The organism is Streptomyces stoeckheimensis, from assembly GCF_045822005.1.
Lineage (GTDB): Bacteria > Actinomycetota > Actinomycetes > Streptomycetales > Streptomycetaceae > Streptomyces > Streptomyces stoeckheimensis.
This window is the reverse complement of record NZ_CP169550.1, coordinates 5252360-5271721: the sequence shown is the minus strand read 5'-3', so window position 1 is coordinate 5271721 and position 19362 is coordinate 5252360. Positions and strand designations below refer to the sequence as shown.

General features: G+C 70.4%; 16 protein-coding genes. 10 read left to right on the top strand and 6 right to left on the bottom strand.

Annotated elements, in window-relative coordinates; all coding sequences use genetic code 11:
• Positions 1 to 84: 84 nt before the first annotated feature.
• Positions 85 to 1671, bottom strand: coding sequence for an MFS transporter (locus ACE1OC_RS24080; protein WP_407838760.1), 1587 nt, complete (start codon positions 1669 to 1671; stop codon positions 85 to 87).
• A 62-nt stretch (positions 1672 to 1733) separates the two neighbouring features.
• Between ACE1OC_RS24080 and ACE1OC_RS24075 the strand changes: the two genes are divergently transcribed.
• A complete protein-coding gene (locus ACE1OC_RS24075) occupies positions 1734 to 2714 on the top strand; it encodes a helix-turn-helix transcriptional regulator (RefSeq protein ID WP_407838759.1) in 981 nt (326 codons plus the stop codon).
• 205 nt (positions 2715 to 2919) lie between these two features.
• Here ACE1OC_RS24075 and ACE1OC_RS24070 read toward each other — a convergent pair whose 3' ends face one another.
• Positions 2920 to 3897, bottom strand: a complete 978-nt coding sequence (locus tag ACE1OC_RS24070; protein WP_250737663.1) for a sigma-70 family RNA polymerase sigma factor — start codon at positions 3895 to 3897, stop codon at positions 2920 to 2922.
• 525 nt (positions 3898 to 4422) lie between these two features.
• Between ACE1OC_RS24070 and ACE1OC_RS24065 the strand changes: the two genes are divergently transcribed.
• Positions 4423 to 5067: a Uma2 family endonuclease gene (locus ACE1OC_RS24065; RefSeq protein ID WP_407838758.1), complete on the top strand. Its 645-nt coding sequence runs from the start codon at positions 4423 to 4425 to the stop codon at positions 5065 to 5067.
• Here the strand turns inward: ACE1OC_RS24065 and ACE1OC_RS24060 are convergent.
• The 4 genes from ACE1OC_RS24060 to ACE1OC_RS24045 all read right to left on the bottom strand — a co-directional run bounded on the left by ACE1OC_RS24060 (position 4980) and on the right by ACE1OC_RS24045 (position 8686).
• Positions 4980 to 5435, bottom strand: a complete 456-nt coding sequence (locus ACE1OC_RS24060) for a hypothetical protein (RefSeq protein WP_407838757.1) — start codon at positions 5433 to 5435, stop codon at positions 4980 to 4982. The two genes, ACE1OC_RS24065 and ACE1OC_RS24060, sit on opposite strands and share 88 nt — an antisense overlap.
• Positions 5428 to 6228: a dioxygenase gene (locus ACE1OC_RS24055; protein ID WP_407838756.1), complete on the bottom strand. Its 801-nt coding sequence runs from the start codon at positions 6226 to 6228 to the stop codon at positions 5428 to 5430. The genes ACE1OC_RS24060 and ACE1OC_RS24055 overlap by 8 nt, the downstream gene beginning before the upstream one ends.
• A gap of 135 nt (positions 6229 to 6363) precedes the next feature.
• Positions 6364 to 7893 carry an MFS transporter gene (locus tag ACE1OC_RS24050; protein WP_407838755.1) on the bottom strand — a complete coding sequence of 510 codons (1530 nt, stop codon included), beginning with the start codon at positions 7891 to 7893 and terminating at the stop codon, positions 6364 to 6366.
• An 85-nt stretch (positions 7894 to 7978) separates the two neighbouring features.
• The gene (locus ACE1OC_RS24045) at positions 7979 to 8686 is read right to left on the bottom strand and encodes a TetR/AcrR family transcriptional regulator (RefSeq protein WP_407841660.1); all 708 of its coding nucleotides are present in this window, start codon (positions 8684 to 8686) and stop codon (positions 7979 to 7981) included.
• A gap of 448 nt (positions 8687 to 9134) precedes the next feature.
• On the opposite strand from ACE1OC_RS24045, the gene ACE1OC_RS24040 reads away from it, so the two are divergent.
• The 8 genes from ACE1OC_RS24040 (at position 9135) to ACE1OC_RS24005 (ending at position 18987) form a co-directional block, all read left to right on the top strand.
• Positions 9135 to 10415: a M6 family metalloprotease domain-containing protein gene (locus ACE1OC_RS24040; RefSeq protein WP_274547984.1), complete on the top strand. Its 1281-nt coding sequence runs from the start codon at positions 9135 to 9137 to the stop codon at positions 10413 to 10415.
• Positions 10416 to 10665: 250 nt separating this feature from the next.
• Entirely contained in the window at positions 10666 to 11583 is a 918-nt protein-coding gene (locus tag ACE1OC_RS24035) for a zinc-binding dehydrogenase (protein WP_407838754.1), read from the top strand.
• Positions 11580 to 12059: a RidA family protein gene (locus ACE1OC_RS24030; protein WP_250737675.1), complete on the top strand. Its 480-nt coding sequence runs from the start codon at positions 11580 to 11582 to the stop codon at positions 12057 to 12059. The genes ACE1OC_RS24035 and ACE1OC_RS24030 overlap by 4 nt, the downstream gene beginning before the upstream one ends.
• A gap of 151 nt (positions 12060 to 12210) precedes the next feature.
• Positions 12211 to 13971, top strand: coding sequence for a PucR family transcriptional regulator (locus ACE1OC_RS24025; protein WP_407838753.1), 1761 nt, complete (start codon positions 12211 to 12213; stop codon positions 13969 to 13971).
• 61 nt (positions 13972 to 14032) lie between these two features.
• Positions 14033 to 14767, top strand: a complete 735-nt coding sequence (locus tag ACE1OC_RS24020) for a tyrosine-protein phosphatase (protein WP_407838752.1) — start codon at positions 14033 to 14035, stop codon at positions 14765 to 14767.
• Between the two features lie 479 nt (positions 14768 to 15246).
• Positions 15247 to 15708: an NUDIX domain-containing protein gene (locus ACE1OC_RS24015; protein ID WP_407838751.1), complete on the top strand. Its 462-nt coding sequence runs from the start codon at positions 15247 to 15249 to the stop codon at positions 15706 to 15708.
• Between the two features lie 671 nt (positions 15709 to 16379).
• Positions 16380 to 16871: an ATP-binding protein gene (locus ACE1OC_RS24010; protein ID WP_407838750.1), complete on the top strand. Its 492-nt coding sequence runs from the start codon at positions 16380 to 16382 to the stop codon at positions 16869 to 16871.
• Between the two features lie 250 nt (positions 16872 to 17121).
• A complete protein-coding gene (locus ACE1OC_RS24005) occupies positions 17122 to 18987 on the top strand; it encodes an ATP-dependent nuclease (protein WP_407838749.1) in 1866 nt (621 codons plus the stop codon).
• The last annotated feature ends 375 nt before the right edge of the window (positions 18988 to 19362 follow it).

The window sequence follows — 19362 nt, the reverse complement described above, 5'->3', positions numbered from 1 at the left end:
GCCCGCTTGCGCCCGAAAACAAAAGAAACGGGCATGTCCGCCAACAGATGCGGACATGCCCGTGAGTGAGGCGAGGCCTCGGTACTAGCCGGCGAACTCCGTGCCGCCCTCGCGCTCGGCCATGGGGACGGCCTTGCGCGGCAGCATGAACATCACGGAGAAGATCACGACCAGGACGGCCACGACCCACCACATGGCGTTGTGGAACGCGTCGACGTAGGGCGGTCCGAAGACCCGGTCGTCCTCGATGAAGCCGAAGTAGACGACGGAGGTCAGGCCCAGGCCCAGTGCGTTGCCCATCTGGCCGGTGGTGTTGATCAGCCCGGACGCCGAGCCGGCGTGCTCGCGCGGCACTTCGGAGAGCACGGTGTCGGTCAGCGGCGCGATGATCAGGCCCATGCCGATGCCCATGACGATCAGCGGGGCGGCCATCTGCCAGGAGGTGATGGTCATGCCGTAGCGGTCCGACTCCCAGATGTAGAGGAGCACGCCCGCGGCCATGACCAGCGCGCCGGCCTGGAGCACCTTGCGGCCGAAGCGCGGTACGAGCTTCTGTACGGACATGCCCGCGGCGGCCGAGACGGCGATCGAGAACGGGATGCCGGTGGAGCCGGCCTTCAGGGCGCTCCAGCCGAGGCCCATCTGCATGTAGAGCGTCCAGACCAGGAAGAAGATGCCGGTCGCGATGCCGAAGGTCAGCTGGACGGCGATGCCGCCCGCGAAGCTCTTGACCTTGAAGAGGGACAGCTCGACGAGCGGGGAGCCGTCCTTCTGGATCTTGTACTTCTCGTAGGCGATGAAGACGCCGAAGACCGCGGGCGAGGCGATCATGCAGACGAAGCCCCAGACGGGCCAGTCGTTCTCGCGGCCGTGGGTGAGCGGGAAGATCAGCATGACCAGGGCGAGGGTGGCGAGCACCACGCCCACCAGGTCCAGGCGCAGCGCCTTGGGGGCCTTGGACTCGGAGATGAACTTGCGGCCCAGGATCACGCCGGCGATGCCGACCGGCAGGTTGATCAGGAAGATCGGGCGCCATTCGAGACCGGCGATGTTCCACTCGGTGAGCAGCGCGCCGAGCATCGGGCCCGAGACGGCGCCGAGGCCGATGATCGCGCCGAACAGGCCGAAGACCTTGCCGCGCTCGTGCGGCGGGAAGGTGACGTGGATGATCGCGAGCACCTGCGGGACCATCATGGCCGCCATGCCGCCCTGGAGGATGCGGGCGGCGACGAGCACGTCGGGGTTCGGAGCGAGACCGCAGAGCAGCGAAGCCGCGGTGAAGCCGGATATGCCGATGAGGAAGAGGCGCTTGCGGCCGTAGATGTCACCGAGACGGCCGCCGGTGATCAGACCGGCGGCGAAGGCGAGTGCGTATCCGGCGGTGATCCACTGGATGGCGCTCGTGGAGGCGCCGAGGTCCGAGCGCATCCGGGGTATCGCGATGTTGACGATCGTGACGTCGACCAGGTCCATGAAGGCGGCGGTCATCACGATGGCGAGCGCGATCCAGCGGCGGCGGTCGGCGGGGGCATCGGGCTCGCCGGGCTCGCTGATGGCGGCGCCGTCGCCGGCCTTGCTGATCGAGGTGGTCTCTGCGGGAGGGTCGGTCCGCTCTTCTTGTACGGGCCCGTTCTTTCCTTCGGGCGATGACTGGGTCGTCTCGGTGCTCATGAAGAGAAACCTAGACGGCATGTAGGTCAGTTGGTGTCCTAATTGGCTGGCACCTTTGAACCATGACGGATACCCCGGCCCGCCTCCTCTCCCTGCTCTCCCTGCTCCAGACCCCGCGCGAGTGGCCCGGGAGCGAGCTGGCCGAGCGACTGCGGGTGAGTGCCCGCACGATCCGGCGCGATGTCGACCGGCTGCGGGAGCTCGGGTACCCGGTGGAGGCCACGCTGGGCGCGGAGGGCGGCTACCGGCTGGTGGCGGGGGCGGCGATGCCGCCGCTCGTCCTGGACGACGAGGAGGCCGTCGCGATCGCGGTGGGGCTGCGGGCGGGGGCCGGGCACGCGATCGAGGGCGTGGAGGAGGCCTCCGTACGAGCCCTCGCGAAGCTGGAGCAGGTCCTGCCGGGGCGGCTGCGGCGACGGGTGGGCGCGCTGCAGTCGGCGACGGTCGCGGTGGCGCGGGGCGACGGGGCGCGCGTGGATCCGCGGACGCTGACGGCGATCGCCTCGGCGGTGGCGGGTCCGGAGCGGCTGCGGTTCGCGTACCTGGCCGGGGACGGGGTGGCCTCGCGGCGGCTGGTGGAGCCGTACCGGCTGGTCAGCACCGGGAGCCGGTGGTACCTCGTGGCCTACGACATGGAGCGCGGGGACTGGCGGACCTTCCGCGTCGACCGGGTGAGCGAGCCGTACGCGACGGGGGTCCGGTTCGTGAAGCGGGAGCTGCCGATGGATGCGGTGGAGTTCGTGCGGCGGGGGCTGCGGGGTGGGGGGACCTACCTGGTGGATGTCACCTTCACGGGTGAGGGCGGGCGGGCGGATGCCCTGCCGGGGTGGTTGCGGGAGCGGGTGGTTCTGGAGCCGGGTTCCGGGGTGGCGGAATCGGGTGGGGTTCGGGTGCGGTTCGAGTCCGCGGACTCGCCCGAGTGGTTGGTGGCGCGGTTGGGGCTGGTGGGGGTGCCGTTCGCCGTGCACGGGCCGGAGGCTCTGGTGGAGGCGGCTCGGGCGTTGGGGGCGCGGCTGGTGGAGGCGGCGGGGGCGCAGCCGTAGCCGGGGCCCTGCGGGGCTTGTCCCCTACCCGCCCTTCCACCGTTCCCCGGGCTGCGCCCGGACCCGTAAAGGGCTGGGGCTCCGCCCCAGACCCCGCTCCTCAAACGCCGGAGGGGCTGGAATGGGCGCGGGCAAAGGGGAGCCCCCGGCGCCTGGGGGGGATAGGCACCGGGGGCTCGTACGGGGGGCTTCTTCTCGGGGCCGGTCAGGCCACCGCGTCGAAGCCGGTGTCGCGGGCCATCTTCTTCAGTTCGAGCAGCGCGTGCTTCTCGATCTGGCGGATCCGCTCGCGAGTCAGGCCGTGCTGCTTGCCCACTTCCGTCAGCGTACGCTCTCGACCGTCGTCGATGCCGTAACGCATCTTGATGATCGACGCGGTTCGCTGGTCCAGCTTGCCCAGCAGGTCCTCCAGCTCCTCGCTGCGGAGGAGGGAGAGGACGGACTGCTCCGGGGAGATGGCCGAGGTGTCTTCGAGCAGGTCGCCGAACTGCGTGTCGCCGTCCTCGTCCACGCCCATGTTCAGGCTGACCGGGTCGCGCGCCCAGTCCAGGACGTCGCCGACGCGCTTCTCCGTCGTGTCCAGCTCGGCGGCGATCTCCGCGTGCTCCGGGTCGCGGCCGTTCTCGCGGTTGAACTCGCGCTGGACCCGGCGGATCCGGCCGAGCTCCTCCACCAGGTGGACGGGCAGGCGGATGGTGCGCGACTGGTCGGCGATGGAACGGGTGATCGCCTGGCGGATCCACCACGTGGCGTACGTGGAGAACTTGAAGCCCTTGGCGTAGTCGAACTTCTCCACGGCGCGGACCAGGCCGGCGTTGCCCTCCTGGATGAGGTCGAGGAGGGGCAGCCCGCTGCGCGGGTAGCGGCGGGCCACGGCGACGACCAGGCGCAGGTTGGAGCGGATGAAGACTTCCTTGGCGCGCTCGCCCTCGGCGGCCAGGAGTTCGAGCTCCTCCTGGGAGGGCTTCTTGCCCTTGCGCTCTATCGCGCCGTCGAGGATCTGCTGGGCGTACACGCCCGCCTCGATGATCTGCGAGAGCTCGACTTCCTTGGCCGCGTCGAGCAGCGGGGTGCGTGCGATCTCGTCCAGGTACATGCCGACCAGGTCGCGGTCTGCGATCTCCCCGCCCACAGCGCGAGCGCTGCTCGTGGACTGACGACGGGCGACGGCGCGGGTTGCCATGCGTGCTCCCTTGCGATGAGTTCGGTCGCGGTGGTGCGGTGGTTCGGCTGCACTGGTGCGGCTGCCCGGACACTCTCCCGAGTGCCCGCTTCCGAAGGAAACAACGACTGGAATCGGGACAGAATTCCCACGTCGCTCCCTGTTTTTCGAGATCTTGCAGTATCCTGCCCCGCCATCCCCCGATCCGAGTGGATCGGCGACGCCGCCGGGCCTGAAGATCCGCAGGTCAGGGCGGGGATCGCGGCCGGCCCCAGAGGCCTGGCGGGCCACCCGGGGGAGGTGGCGATGAGACCACCGTCACACTTGACACGGCCGCCTTCGCCCCTGCCGCAGCGCCACCCCCGGCTGCACTCCCACCCCAGGAGACGAGCCCCGGCGGCTTCTGGTTGCCTCGTCCGGCGACGACCTCCCCGTCCGAGCGAACGTCCGGCATATTCCTGCGGCATGACCGGCCGCTCTCCGAGCATCGGAGAGTCGCTTGTGCCGTCCAGCCCAGGACGCCCACACTCAGAGGAGGTGCTGCACATGACCGCTCTCGCCCACGAGACGCTGGAGGCCGTAATGCCGAAGGTCGCGACTCCCCCGTCGGACCTTGACGACGCCCTGTGGCAGGCATGGAAAGCAATCGAACTCCCCGAGGGCTACCACGCCGAGATCATCGAGGGGCTCATCGAGGTGTCACCCACGGGTCGCTTGTCGCACAGCCAGATCGCCAACCGTCTTCGCCGTGCCTTGGACAGGTTCCTGGACCGGAGCGAGTTCGCGGCGCTCCAGGACACCAATGTCATCGAGGGGCGGAAAGCCTGGATCCCCGACGTCCTGGTGGCGCCCGAGGACACCGAAGAGCACGGCAGCGAGGACGGGATCGGCATCAAAGCCTCCGCCGTCCAATTGATCGTGGAAGTCGTCTCCCCCGGCAGCGACAGCGTCACGCGCGACCGCACCCGCAAGCGGCGCGAGTACGCGCGGGCGGGCATCCCCGTCTACGTCCTCATCGACGACCACGACGAGCACGGCATCGTGACCGTGCTGACCGCCCCCGATCCCGACCAGGCCATCTACGGCGACGAGGTCCGGGCGGGCTACGGCTCCACGGCCATCATCCCGAGCGGGCCCGCCAAGGGGTTCAGCATCGGCGAGGACATCACGGGGCCGCCCCGCGTGCCCTGACCAGGACGGGTGGAAACCTCGGGGCAGGCACGGCAGGCCGGTGGGCCCGACTGGGTCCACCACTTGCAGGCCGGGCGGAGGTGGCAGGGCGGGAGGGGGGACGGGGGGCTCGCGGTCGCCGTCAGGCGGGTGGCCAGGGTGCAGGTGTCGGCCTCGCGGTTGAGGCAGTGCGGAACGCAGTGGGAGGCCAGGCGGAGCAGGCGGCGCGGTTCCACCCCGTCGGCGAGCTCGGCCAGGGCTTCGGCCGCCGGGCGGGGTGCGGGGAGGTAGACCGGCGGGCCGTCGAGGCCGTCGCGGACCGCGAGGACGAGCGACTCCGGCGCGTACGCCGAGCCGCTGGGGCACCAGAGCCGCTCGCGGTCAGCCAAATTGCAGGGACCGCTTCGAGAGGCCCATCCAGAAGCCCGAGACCGGGGTGGAGGCGGTGGCGAGGTCCGCCTCGGCGGCGCCCAGGGTGACGAACAGCGGGGCGAAGTGTTCCGTACGGGGGTGGGCCAGGCGGCCGGCCGGGGACTTGGCTTCGAAGTCGAGCAGGGCGTCGATGTCGGAGGCGGCCAGGGCCTCGTGGCCCCACGCGTCGAACTCGGCGGACCACGACGGGACGCCGGGGCCGGTGTGGCGCAGGGCGGCCAGGTTGTGGGTGAAGAAGCCGCTGCCGACGATGAGGACGCCCTCGTCGCGCAGGGGGGCCAGCTTGCGGCCGATCTCCATCAGGCGGCGCGGGTCGAGGGTCGGCATGGATATCTGGAGCACCGGTATGTCGGCCTCCGGGAACATCTCCACCAGCGGGACGTACGCGCCGTGGTCCAGGCCGCGGTCGGGGATGTCCTGGACGGGGGTGCCGGGAGCCTTGAGGAGTTTGCGGACCGACGCGGCCAGCTCGGGTGCGCCCGGGGCGTCGTAGCGGACCTGGTAGTAGTGCTCGGGGAAGCCCCAGAAGTCGTAGACGAGCGGGACCGGCTCGGTGGCCCCGAGGGCGAGCGGGGCCTCTTCCCAGTGGGCGGAGACCATCAGGATCGCGCGGGGGTGGGGCAGGTCAGCGGACCAGGCGGCCAGTTCGCCGGGCCAGACCGGGTCGTCCGCGAGCGGCGGGGCTCCGTGGCTCAGGTAGAGCGCCGGCATCCGGGTCCGGTGGGGGGTCAGGGCTTCGGGCGTCGGCATCAGGGGCTCCAGGAATCGTCACGGCGGGCCGCCACACACAGACTAACCCCGCGTCGTTCAAATTTGAACAACGCGGGGTCATCAGTCATTCCCGTACTCCGGAGCGGGGTCCGCCCCCCTCTGGTGAGCCTCGGGTCAGTGGGCGATCACCGGGATCTTCATGTCGGCGTCCTCGCCCTCGGCGACCGGGTCGCCCGCGCCCGGCTTGCCGGTGGTGATGAGGGTCAGGGCGATGAGCGAGCTGGCGACCAGGATGCCGACCGCCCACCAGATCGCGGAGGAGTAGCCCTCCACCATGGCCTGGGCCTGGATCAGCTTCGCCGCCGGGCCGCCCGACGCGGCCTCGGCCGCGTGGTCGGTCAGGTACGCGGTCGTCGCGGAGGCGGCGATCGTGTTCAGCAGGGCGGTGCCGATCGCGCCGCCCACCTGCTGCGAGGTGTTGACCATCGCGGAGGCGACACCGGCGTCGGCCGGGTTCACCCCGTACGTGGCCAGGGACATGGCGGGCATGAACGCCGTACCCATGCCGAGGCCCAGCAGCAGCTGCGCCGGCAGGATCAGCGCCGGGTAGGAGGAGCCGACCTCGAGCTGCGTCAGCAGCAGCATGCCGCTGGCGGCGACCATGAAGCCGGGGCCCATCAGCAGGCGCGGCGGGACCCGCGTCATGAGGCGGGCGCCGATCTGCGTGGAACCGGTGATCATGCCCACGATCATCGGGAGGAAGGCGAAGCCGGTCGTGACGGGCGAGAAGCCCTTGACGACCTGCAGGTAGTAGGTGAGGAAGAGGAACAGGCCGAACATCGAGATGACGGCGAGGCCCAGCGAGAGGTAGACGCCGCCGCGGTTGCGCTCCAGCAGGACGCGCAGCGGGAGCAGCGGGTGGGCCGTACGGGACTCGACGTAGACGAACGCGGCGAGCAGCACGGCGGAGGCGATGAACATGCCCACGGTGAGGCCGTCGGCCCAGCCGGCCGACTCGGCGCGGGTGAACCCGTAGACGAGGGCGACGAGACCGGTCGTGGACAGCACGACGCCGGGGATGTCGAGCGGCGCGCGGTTACGGCCGCCGGCCGGCTCGCGGATGATCATCCAGGCGCCGACGGCGGCGACGATCGCGAACGGGATGTTGACGAAGAAGGTCCAGCGCCAGTTCAGGTACTCGGTGAGGACGCCGCCGAGGATCAGGCCCACGGCGCCACCGCCACCGGCGATCGCACCGTAGATGCCGAAGGCCTTGGCGCGCTCCTTGGCGTCGGTGAACATGACGGCCAGCAGCGAGAGCGCGGCGGGCGCGAGCAGTGCGCCGAAGGCGCCCTGGAGGGCGCGGGCGCCCAGCATCATGGCCTCACCCTGTGCGGCGCCGCCCAGCGCGGAGGCCAGGGCGAAGCCGATGAGGCCGACGATGAAGGCGTTCTTGCGGCCCCACTTGTCGGCGATGCGGCCGCCGAAGAGGAGCAGTCCGCCGAAGGCCAGCGCGTACGCGGTGATGACCCACTGGCGGTTGCCGTCCGATATGCCGAGGTCGGTCTGGGCGGACGGGAGGGCGATGTTCACGATGGTGGCGTCGAGGACGACCATCAGCTGCGCCAGCGCGATGAAGACCAAGGCCTTCCAGCGACTGGGGTCGGCGCCGGTCAGCTGCGGGTTCGCGGCTGTTTTTGACATGGGGGTACCCACTTCATGGTGCGAGATGACTGAAAAGTGACGATTAGGGCGGTCCTGCGACGCTAAAGGGCGCGACCCGGGGGCGTCACATGGGTTTCCGCCTCAAGTCCGCCAGCGTGGTCGCCGAGCCGGGCAGTTCGGAGCGCGCCGGCGCCCTCAACCCGTCGAGGAACAGCTGCAGATGACGGTGGACGAACACGTTCGCATCGAAGCAGCCGGTGCCCGGGAGGGGGCGGCTGAGCTGGGACAGCGCGATCATCAGGTCGCCGACGCCGATGTCCGCGCGCACCAGCCCGGAGGTGCGGCCGGCGGTCAGCAGGGCCTCGATCGTCTCCTCCAAGACCTCGCGGGAGGCGACCAGTTCGGGGTGGTCGTGGTCGAAGTCGCTGGCGAGCACGGGGCACAGGGCGCCGATCCGCTCGTCCGCCGCCGCGTGCGTGAACCGGCACAGTGCGGCGAAGGCGTCCGGCTCCTCGGCGAGCGAGTCGACGGCCAGAGCGGTCACCCGGTCCAGACCGAAGAGCACGACGTGGTGGATCAGGGCCGGGCGGTCGGGGAAGTGCCGGTAGAGCGTGGCGTTGCCCACGCCGGCCCGGCGGGCGATCTCGTCGAGGGGGGCGGCGGGGCCGAACTCCACGAGCACGTCGCGGGCGGCGGCCAGGATGCGCTCCCGGTTGCGGACGGCGTCGGCGCGCGGGCGCGGGACCGCGTCCGTGCCGGTACGGGCACGCTTGCCCGCGACCTTGCCCGCCGCCCTGACCGCCGCCTTGACCTTGCCCGCAGCCGCTCCCACGGCCGCGCAGGCGCCCGCGCCGGTGCCCGCACCTGCGCTCGTGCCCGTGCCCGTGCCCGTGCCCGCACCTGCGGCTCCGGCCGCGACACCCGCGGCCGGAGCCGTGAGGTCGAGGTCGGCCTCCGGGCCCGGTACGGGCAGGGCCGCCGGATCGGTGGTGGCGGGGCTCTTCATGGACGACTCCCTGGCAGGGTCACGCGTACTTCCGGGCGGGTTGCTCGCTCCTCGAAACGGGGAGCAGCTCCCCGGTTCATGGGGACTCTGGTTCAAACGGGGAGAGGGTCCCCGCTTATTTCACTCTTCCGTGTGACCTGGGTCACACCACTCCGGGCCTTTTGATCCCATTTGGCCTCTTCCGGCGCGCGGGCCCACTCCAGCCGTCGGAGGGTGGGCCCACAGAGCGCAGTCCGGACCCGGCCGGCTGCCGCGGACCCGAAGGCCGATCTCCATGTCGCAGACGCGCCACCGGATACGCAAGCCAAGCCGCACCAGCGTCTTCATCGGCATCACCGCGCTGGCACTCGGCATCACGGCGACGGCGAGCGCGGGCATATCCGGCCGCAGCCATTCGGCGGCCGGGCCGGTGGGCGCCACCAGCGCCGAGGCACTGCTCGCACCCTGCCGGATCTCCGGCGCGATGGGCGTGCAGATGTCCGAGGGACTGCCGACGGCGCCGGGGTACTCCCGCTCGACCGGCGAGGTCCGGGCGCTGAACCTGATGATCGACTTCCCCGACGCCAAGGGCGAGGGCACGGCGGCCGACCGGCTGGCGGAGTTCTTCCCGCAGACGTCCGACTGGTTCCGCACCAGCTCCTACGGGCGGCTGACCTACCGGGCCGAGGCGCCGATAAAGAACTGGCTGCGGATGCCGATGCCGTTCGCGGCGTACGGGATCGAGCGGGGTTCCGCGTACGAGCCCGGCTACCGCCAGCTCGTCGAGCACATCATCAAGACCTCCGACGCCGAGGTCGATTTCTCCCGGTATGACCTGATAAACATCCTCGTCACCCCGAACGCCGGCCCCTCCGCCCTCGACACCGTCCTCTCCGTCACCTTCTCGGGCAACGGCGAGGCCCCGATGGCGGACGGCGTCCCGCTCGCCAACACGTCCTTCGTCTACAGCCGCCAGGACGACGGCTCCGGCACCTACCGGGAGACCGGCTACCGCGTGCTCCCCCACGAGAACGGGCACGTCTTCGGCCTGCCCGACCTCTACACCGCCGACGGCGGCGGCACGGTGGGGCACTGGGACATCATGAGCGAGGACTGGGGCGCCAACAACGACCTGCTGGGCTGGCACAAGTGGAAGCTGGGCTGGCTCGACAGCAACCAGATCAGCTGCGCCGGGAAGTCCGGGGTCAGCGACCACGTGCTGAGCCCGCTGGCCGTGGAGGGTGGCACGAAGCTGGCCTTCATCCCCGTCTCGGAGAGCGCCGGGTACGCCGTGGAGGTGCGCACCCGTGCCGGGAACGACGAGGCCGTCTGCAAGCCCGGCGTGCTCATCTACAAGGTGGACTCCGAGGTGGACACCGGCCGCGGGCCCGTCACCGTCTCCGACAGCTCCGGCGCGAGCGGGGGCTGCACCCGGCGCTCCAACGTGCACGCGGAGCTCTCGGACGCGCCGTTCCGCCCGGGCGAGACCTTCACCGACGAGAAGTCGGGCATCAGCGTCTCGGTCGTCGGCGAGCTGCGCAACGGCAGCTACCAGGTCCGGGTCACCCGGCCGTGAGCGTGCGCTCCCCGGGTGGAACGGGGATGCGGCGGCGCGGGCGGGACGGGGATGCGGCGGTGCGGGCGGCGCCCGGCGCCCGGCCTCCGCGACGGCCCAACGGGGCGGTACGGGGCCCGGGACGGGACGAGCAGCGACTCGAAGTGCCGACCGTAGGCCCGCCAGGTCCCGACCTACGGCCCCCCGCCGGGCCGGATCCGTACCCGCATGGTTGGAAACCGGACCGTGTAACGACGTAGTGAGGAGACTCGTGAAGGCCTTCGCGCTGCGCCGTGCCGGCGAGCCGCCCGCCGTACTGGACCGGCCCGTCCCCGAACCCGGGCCGGGCGAGGTCCTCGTACGCACCACGGCCGCGCTCATCTGCGCCTGGGACGGGCACATCGCCAACGCGGCGCCCGGCGGGCTCGGCCACGAGGCCGTCGGCGTCGTCGAGGAAGTCGGCCCCGGGGTCTGCCCGTCCTACGTCGGCCGGCGCGTCGGCGTCGAGGGCCACGGGCGGCTCGCCGAGTTCTTCCGCGCCCCGTCGGCCGGGGCCGGGCTGATCGCGCTCCCCGACACCATCTCCGACCACCAGGCCCTCTACGCGGCGGGCGCGCTCCCCACCGGCTTCGCCGCCGCCGAGGAGTCCGGGCCTCCGCCGGGCGGCAGCGTCGTCGTCTTCGGCCAGGGCGCGGTCGGGCTCGGCGCGACCATCGCGGCCGGCCGGCTGCGCGGGGCCCGCGTCATCGCCGTGGAGCCGGAGATGAAGCGCCAGCGCCTCGCCCTGCGGTTCGGGGCCGACGTGGTGATCGACCCGGCCTACGAGGACACCGCCGAGCGGATCATGGAGCTGACCGGCGGCGCGGGCGCCGACCGCGCGATCATGGCGACGGCGGAGCCCGCCGCCGCGAGGGCCGCCCGCGGGGGGCTCTCGGAGAGCGGGAAGATCACGTACGCCCGCTGCCGGCCGCCACAGAGCAGCGGGGCGCGGCTCGCGCGCGCCCTGCACCTGATCGGGGACGGGCTGGTGGACCCGACGGTGATCACCACGCACGAATTCCCGTTCGACCGGGTCGGCGAGGCCTTCGGGCGGCTCGCCGCGAAGGAGCCGGGCATGATCAAGCCGGTCATCCTCTTCCCGCGCCCGAGCCCCTCCCCTGCCGGCGACCACAAGGAGATCCGCGCATGACCAGCACCCCCGAAGAGCGCCTCGCCGCCGCCGGCCTGAAGCTCCCGCCGACGCCCTCGCCGGTCGCCGTCTACGTGCCCGCCGTACAGAGCGGGCACTACGTGTACACCTCCGGGCAGCTCCCGATGGTCGACGGCGCGCTCCCCCTCACCGGGAAGGTCGGCGCCGAGGTCACCCCGGAGCAGGCCAAGGAGCTGGCGCAGCAGTGCGCGCTGAACGCGCTGGCCGCCGTCGCCTCCGTCGCCGGGGACCTCTCGGCGGTGAAGCGCGTGGTCAAGGTGGTCGGCTTCGTGGCCAGCGACCCGCACTTCACGGGACAGCCCGGCGTGCTCAACGGCGCGAGCGAGCTGCTGGGCACCGCCTTCGGCGACGCGGGCATCCACGCGCGCAGCGCGGTCGGCGTGAGCGTGCTGCCGCTGGACGCACCCGTCGAGGTGGAACTCCTCGTCGAACTGCACGCCCCGATGGGCCTCTAGGGCCTGTCGTCCGCGGGCACGGATCCCACGAACCGGGGCTCGCGAACTCACCCCGATTTCCGTCGAATTACCCCAACGTAAAGGCCTGACCTGGGGTTCAGCGGAAATCCGTCGCGATCGGGAACCCGGCGCCGCATGGCAAAGTGGGGTCATGAGGCTGCGTGATCTGCTGTCGTCCGAAGAGGCCCAGGCGCCTGCGGACCTGTGTCTGCTGCGCCTGTTGCGGCTGCCCGGCGGCGAGCGGGACCTCGACCGGCCCGTCCTCGGAACGGTGACCATCGACCTGCCCGACCCCGGTCGCTTCGTGTCCCCGGGGGACCTGGTGCTGTCCGGACTGGCCTGGCACCGGCAGGACGCGGGGGCCGGCCAGGACGCAGGGGCCGGCCGGTCCGACGCGTTCGTCCGCGTGCTCGTGGAGGCGGGCGCCGTCGCGCTGGGCGCGGGCGAGGCGCAGTTCGGCCACGTCCCCGACGATCTGGTGGAGGCCTGCGCCCGGTACGGGCTGCCGCTGCTCGCGGTGGGCGTGGAGGTGCCGTTCACCTCGGTCACCGAGTACGTGGCGCGCGGCCGCACCGAGGAGCGGATCGGCGGCCTCGCCGCGCTCGTCGACCGGCACCGGCGCTTCAGCACCCAACGGCAGGCCGGGGCGGGGGCCGAAGCCCTCCTCGAACTGCTGCTGGCCGAGTTGGACCTGCACGCGCACATCCTGTCCCCGACCGGCCGGCAGATCGCGGGCGCTCAGCCGCCGCTGCCGGAGAAGACGGCCTCCGCGCTGGCCGGGCGGTTCCTGGCCGCCGAACGGGCGGGCGAGCGGGCCCCGCACCGCACGGTCGCGCGCGGGACGGCCTTCTCCCTGTTCCCGGTCCGCTCCGGCACCGGGGACGGGGACTGCGCTCCCGGTGCGGCGCTGACCGACTGGCTGATCGCCGTCGAGGCCGACAGCGCCGACTGGAACGACGAACGCCTCGACCTGCTGGACCGGCTCGCGCGGCTGGTCTCGGTGGAGCGCGGCGGCCGCGAGACCGATCGCACGATGCGGCGGCGCGCAGCCGAACGGCTGCTGGCGCTGGTCGGCTCGGCCGCAGCCGTCGGGGAGGGCGGGCAGGCGCTCTTCGAGGAAGAGGAGGCGGCGGCCCGGCTCACGGCGGGGGACGCCGGGGCCGTCGGAGTCGCCGGGGACGCCGGGACCGCCGGGGACGCCGACTCGGAAGGCCGGCTGCTCTGGCAGGCCGTATCGGCCCGGCTGGACTCGAAGGGGGCGCACGGGTTCCCCGTACCGGCGTCCGTGCGCGACCTGCTGGAGGAGGTCCTGCTGCATCCGCGCTGCCTGGGGCCGGACGCCGGTCCGCGGATGGCCGTCACCACGGCCGGGGACGGGGCCGAGGCCGTCGCCTTCGTGCTCGTCGGGGCGGACGCACGGCTGACCCCCGAGGCGCTCGTCCGGGTCGCCGGCGGCTCGCTGCCGCGCGGGCTGCGGGCCGGGGAGCGGCTGGCCTTCGGCGTCAGCGACCCGGTGGGCGGGGCCGCGGAACTGCGGCACGCGCTCGCGCAGGCCCGTAACGCCCGTCAGGTCGCGGCCCCTTCGGAACAGGTCGCCGCCCGTGGGCCGGACGATCTCGCCGCGCACGTCATGGCGCTGCTGCCGCTGATCCCGGCCGAGGTCCGGCGGGAGTTCAGCCGCCGGCTGCTGGCCCCGCTGACGGACTACGACCGGCGCTACCGCTCCGACCTGGTGCCCACACTGCGGTCCTTCCTGGAACACGACGGCTCATGGGCGCGTTGCGGGGAGGCACTGCACCTGCACGTGAACTCGCTGCGCTACCGGATCAGCCGCATCGAGGCGCTGACGGGGCGCAACCTGAGCCGGCTCGAGGACAAGATGGACTTCGCCGCGGCCCTGCGGATGGGCTGAGCCGCCCGGGTAGCCTCTCGACCACAGGAAGATCATCGGTACGCACCGAGGGGATCCGCGCATGACCACGACCCGCCACATCGAGTTCGAGCGACTGCACAACTTCCGTGACCTGGGCGGCTATCGCACGCAGGACGGCTCCACCGTCGTGTGGGGCGCCCTCTACCGGGCGGACTCGCTCGGCAAGCTCGCGGGCGCCGACTGGGACCGGTTCCTGGACCTCGGCGTGCGGACGGTCATCGACCTGCGCTACCCCTGGGAGATCGAGGCGAAGGGGCGGATACCGGAGCCCGAGCGGTTCACGTACGCCAACCACAGCATCGAGCACCGGCCGTACGACCAGGCCGAGATCGACCCGGACACCGACCCGTGGCGGTTCCTCGCGGACCGGTTCGCCGAGGTCGCCGAGGACGGGGTGGCGGAGATCCGCGCCGCGATCGAACTGCTCGCCGAGGGCCCGGGACCCGCGGTCTTCCACTGCACCTCGGGCAAGGACCGCACCGGCCTGATCGCCGCGCTCGTCCTGACCCTCCTCGGCGTGGACGAGGAGCAGATCCTCGCGGACTTCGCCCTGACCGAGCTGGCCACCGCCCGGCTGACGGCCGACTGGCACGCCGCCCACCCGGGCCGCACCATGCGCTGGCCCTCGTACGGCCGCGCACCCGCCGAGATCCTGCGCCTGACCCTGGCCGACCTCGCCACCCGCCACGGCTCGGTCCACTCCTACCTGACGGACGAGGTCGGCATCACCCCGGCCACGACGGCCCGACTGCGGAACCGGTTCCTGACGCACTGAGGTCGGACGCACACCGTCACCCCTCCCACTTCCTCGCGTCGACCGCGACGACGAGCCCCCGACGCGCCCCGGCCGCTCCCCCGAGAACTGACCCGCGGAGCCCCGCCCTGATCCGCTACCCTGTCCCTGGGCTGCCCTTGTGACAGCCCAGGACCTTGCCGAGGCGAGCCGGACTCTCACGCAGAGCAGCCAGCCACGTTGCACGCAGGGCCCGCCTTCGTGGGATCTGTCGGAAACTCCATCGCCGCAGATCAAGCCCCGCGAGCTGAGAGCCGGCCAAACGCCTACCCCGTCGAACTCAAACGGCGTATTGGCGTTTCCGCAGGCCACGGCAGGTCGCGCACCCTCCTTCCCGCAGGCGATTCCCTGCTGTCCCGGTCCGGCCCCATACCCGGACCGGGACAGCAGGCTTCAGCGGTCATCGCCCATCCGGCAGCACATGGATTGCCACTTAAGTAGCATCATTGCAGTCTTGCGTCATGCCCGATTCACAAGTCCCATGGCCCCGGTCAGACCGCCTCGCGTACCTGCTCCTGCTCGACAAGAAGCGCCGGCTCCTGCTCTGCGGTGGATGCTGCGGCAGGTGGAGCGTTCCCCAGATCCGTGTCGGAGCCAGCACCGACTTCGAAGACGCTGCGACCAGGTTTCTGCTCGAGGAATGGCACGTACAGAATCCTCGGTTCGGCTCTGTCTACGGCACGTTCGAGTCGCGACTCGGGGAGACGTGGGAGTTCGACCGCGCTACGACGTCACGCGCTTTGATCATTCACGTCAGTGACGAGCAGGGCGAGCTGTTCGAAGGGAGTGCTCCGTCGCATGTGAGGTGGGGTGTTTCTGATCTGCGACGCCGACGGCGCGAAATCTCCCCCGAGGGGTTGGTTTCGCTCGTGACCGGATACGTGGAGGGCTGGATTCCCGACGGCCCGATCTCTCTCTTCTGAGTCAAGGACAGGCCGGGTAGTGGATCTTTATACGATCTGCACGCCGACGCCAGGGCGAGCTCTGCGCGGGGTTACTCGACTGAAGGGGTCAGGGTTCTCGTTTCTGGCGACAGCGAGTGCCAGGCCCTGGACAGGGTGGGGTCCAGGCTGAGGGATTCGCTGGGTGTGGACGTCGCAGATATCGACCTGGGGGACATCGCGTGCGCCGAACGGGGATTCCTCCTCCCCCTTCGCATCGAAGTCCCAGAAAGAAAGGGAGGGTGGCCCGGAACAGACCCAGATGTGTTCATGGAACGGGTCGTAACGCTGGCCCTGCCTCGAAGCCTGGGATGTCGTAGCTGATAGCCGCAACCCGTCATTCGAGATCCGTCGGACGCCGCGGCCGTGACGGCGGTTGCGTGAACGGCTAATCGGGGGGCGTCACCTTGGGCTGTCCTCCAATGAAGGGTGCGGGGCCTGGAAAATAGCATCGCCCCATAGAACCTAAACGTGTATGTGTGGCCTGCTTCCCCCTCCAGCTGACAGCGTCTCGCCCTGCTGGCCGGAAGAGCGGGGACGGGTCAGGCCGACGTCGATCATCGGCCCGGCATATCCAGACGACCATCACTGATTCGGGCATCGGCCGCTGAACCGCTGTCACCGTTCTCAGACTCCCCCTCTGCGAGCTCGTTATGTCAACGGAAACCGCAGGACCGGCCACCACGGCCTCCTCCCGTCGTGTCTGGCTTCTGCCGGCCAGCACGGCCTCGTGCGGTGCGGCTCGCCGTCAGGTGACGAGCCAACTGAATACGTGGCGCCTCTCCCACGCCGCGGACGATGTCGTGCTGATCGTCTCCGAACTCGTGGGGAACGCCGTCGTACGCGGCTCGGGGCCGGTGAGGGTGGCCCTGAGCGTCGAGTCCCGTGAACACGCTCACCATGTGCGCGTGGAGGTCAGAGACCGCGGGGTGGGCAGCCGCCAAAACAGTGCGTCGAGGACCACGTCAACGGGCGGGGCCTCTGGCTGGTCGACTGCCTGTCCGTGCGCTGGGGAACCATCCAGCACACACGTGGCCAGATGGTCTGGGCTGAGGTCGCGGCTGGCTAGGACTCCCCAGCCCCGAAGCGAGTGGGGAGATCTGGCCAGGAGGGGAAACGCCGCCTGGTTGTCCCAATGCCTCTGAACAGCGGCCATTGTGATCCCGCGCAACGGTGACGCCTCATGGCCGGCCCGGGAAGTGACTGGCTGAAAACTTCCCCCTCGTATCGGTATTCAGAGACCGCGACGTTCGCTGTGCACCCAGATGGTGCACAGCTGCACCCGCATGGCGGACAGGCGCTAGAGTCTTCCCCACCCACAGTCGAAGGGTGTGTTACCAGCGGTGACCGTCGCGCGCACTCCGGCGGCCATACCGTTAGAAGCAAGGGAGCGTCGTGCAACTCATCGGGCTCAGCGTCAGCAATTTCCGCTCCCTGGCGCACGTGCAGGACATCCCGATCAGGAAGCAAACGATCCTGGCAGGCCACAACGACTGCGGGAAGACCGCCACTTTGGATGCCCTGGCCTTTCTTCTTGGCGAGCGCGACATCCTGGAAAGCGATATCTCTCGTTTCGCGGTCGGGGTAGCCGAGCGGTCCGCGCTCCCGGCACTCGACGATGAGGAGCCGCCGCGCACGGTGACCGTGGAGGGAAGGTTCGAGCTCTCGGCTGGCGAGGCAAAGCTCCTCAACACCTCCTCCCCGGTTCGGATCCGTCGCCGGTTCGTGGAAGGGCAGGGAGCCCTCCTGGAGTGGGAGTCCTGGGTTCCCCAGAGCCTTGAGCTCAGGGATCTTCACGGACTCAGGGTCACTGAACTTCGTGATCTGGCCTCCAGCCTGGGTCTGAGCCTCCAGCCCGGCCAGACCAACGTCCGGGCGAGCTGGATGGAGGTCCTCGAGGAGCACGCGGCGTTGACCCCTCACATGACCGACTGGGCTGCGGCGCCGCCTGTGGTCAAGGACGCTCTGCCTCAGCTTCTCTACTTCAAGGGCGACTCCGCCGAGTCGCCGGAAGCAGTGGTCCGCAGCATCCTCACCGCGAAGCTGCGCGAGTACACCCTGGACGAGCCGACCCGGCAGAAGATCACCGGCCTGGAGGACGAGTTCGCCAAGCAGTTGCAGGAGGACGCCGACCACCTCCGCAAGCTCGTCTTGGAGCGCTGCGCTTTCGATGACTTCACCCTCGAGCCGCAGATCCAGTTCAAGCCGTCCGTCGTCAGCGTGGCTCTCGCGGCCTCCGCCAGCGGGCAGCAGACGGTACCTCTGTCAGCCGCGGGAGCCGGCCGGTCCCGGCGCGTCACCCTGGCACTGTGGGAGGCCAGCCAGCAGCTCCTCTCCGAGGCAACCGAGGACAGCGCGGGCGGCGGCGTCATCATCGTCTACGACGAGCCCGACACCCACCTGGACTACGACCACCAGCGGCGCGTCATGCAGATGATCAAAGCCTCGGCCAGCGGAGCCCAGTCGACCGTGGTCGTCGCCACCCATTCACTCAACCTGATCGACGGCGTGGACATCCAGGACATCGTCCACCTGCACAGCCGCAACGGCCGGGCCTACATCCAGTCCCTCACCAGCAACGACACGGATGCCGACACGCGCCGCTTCCTGTCGAACATGGCGACGTCCCTAGGGTTCCGCAACAGCGTCCTGCTGCACGAAAGGTGCTTCATCGGGGTCGAAGGAGCTACCGAGTACGCGGCGCTCCCGGCCCTGTTCAAGCTTGCCTTCGGCTACCCGATCCAGTCCGCCGGCATCGCGCTGTGGGCATGCGGAGGCAACGACGGGGCGCTCAATTTCGCCAAGTTCCTCAAGGAACACCACCGCACGGTGAAGTTCATGGTCGACGCGGACTCCCTCACGGACAAGCAGAAGGAGTTCAACATCGACCGGCTGAAGAAGCAGGGCTTCGCAGAGGACGACTGCATCTTCATCGGAGCCCCGAACGAACTTGAGGACGTGTTCGGCAGCGATCAGTGGGCGGACACCATGAATGCCCTGTGGCCGCGCAGTGACGAGCTGCAGTGGACGCCCGAGGACGTGGAGGCACTACGTTCGGAGGGCAAGTTCAGCAAGAAGCTGCACACTCTGGTTCGTGATCATTGTGCCGATGCGCCCCGCTCCAAGGAAGAAATGGTCGTGGCGCTTACCCGTCAGCTGCGGGGACCGTCGGATATTCCGGCTTCCCTCACCAAGGCCTTCGAGACCGCCATGAAGATCGCCAGTGATGCCGGGCAGCGCTATTGGCCCGCGGACGACTGAGAGATCCTACGTGAGCGGCGGGCCTTCATCCGGCTCAGGCGCTGAGCGCGCGTAGGGGCCACCCACGTGTGCATGCCCGCGGACGCAGCCCAGCGGTGTCCGTGGCTGCTTTGTTCCTCGCCGCACCATCTGCATCCCGAAGGAGCAGGCGGATCTGTATGCCGAACACGCACGGTCAATGCCCGCATGCCAATGCCCTCCGCTCGTTCCTGCCGGCTGCGTACTCACAGACTCGCATGCAGCACTGACAATGGACAGCTTGAGAACGGGACAAACAGGTCGTTGGGCTTTGGCGGTCCCCGCCATCTCCACCACTGGTGCACATGTGGACAGCGAGGCCTCCGCCAGGTCACGGGCTCCAGCTAACGATCTTGA

What these genes read in the sequence shown, in the direction of transcription:
- ACE1OC_RS24080 (WP_407838760.1), bottom strand. Translation starts at nt 1,671, where the DNA reads ATGAGCACCGAGACGACCCAGTCATCGCCCGAAGGAAAGAACGGGCCC.
- ACE1OC_RS24075 (WP_407838759.1), top strand. Translation starts at nt 1,734, where the DNA reads ATGACGGATACCCCGGCCCGCCTCCTCTCCCTGCTCTCCCTGCTCCAG.
- ACE1OC_RS24070 (WP_250737663.1), bottom strand. Translation starts at nt 3,897, where the DNA reads ATGGCAACCCGCGCCGTCGCCCGTCGTCAGTCCACGAGCAGCGCTCGC.
- ACE1OC_RS24065 (WP_407838758.1), top strand. Translation starts at nt 4,423, where the DNA reads ATGACCGCTCTCGCCCACGAGACGCTGGAGGCCGTAATGCCGAAGGTC.
- ACE1OC_RS24055 (WP_407838756.1), bottom strand. Translation starts at nt 6,228, where the DNA reads ATGCCGACGCCCGAAGCCCTGACCCCCCACCGGACCCGGATGCCGGCG.
- ACE1OC_RS24050 (WP_407838755.1), bottom strand. Translation starts at nt 7,893, where the DNA reads ATGTCAAAAACAGCCGCGAACCCGCAGCTGACCGGCGCCGACCCCAGT.
- ACE1OC_RS24040 (WP_274547984.1), top strand. Translation starts at nt 9,135, where the DNA reads ATGTCGCAGACGCGCCACCGGATACGCAAGCCAAGCCGCACCAGCGTC.
- ACE1OC_RS24030 (WP_250737675.1), top strand. Translation starts at nt 11,580, where the DNA reads ATGACCAGCACCCCCGAAGAGCGCCTCGCCGCCGCCGGCCTGAAGCTC.
- ACE1OC_RS24025 (WP_407838753.1), top strand. Translation starts at nt 12,211, where the DNA reads ATGAGGCTGCGTGATCTGCTGTCGTCCGAAGAGGCCCAGGCGCCTGCG.
- ACE1OC_RS24020 (WP_407838752.1), top strand. Translation starts at nt 14,033, where the DNA reads ATGACCACGACCCGCCACATCGAGTTCGAGCGACTGCACAACTTCCGT.
- ACE1OC_RS24015 (WP_407838751.1), top strand. Translation starts at nt 15,247, where the DNA reads ATGCCCGATTCACAAGTCCCATGGCCCCGGTCAGACCGCCTCGCGTAC.
- ACE1OC_RS24010 (WP_407838750.1), top strand. Translation starts at nt 16,380, where the DNA reads ATGTCAACGGAAACCGCAGGACCGGCCACCACGGCCTCCTCCCGTCGT.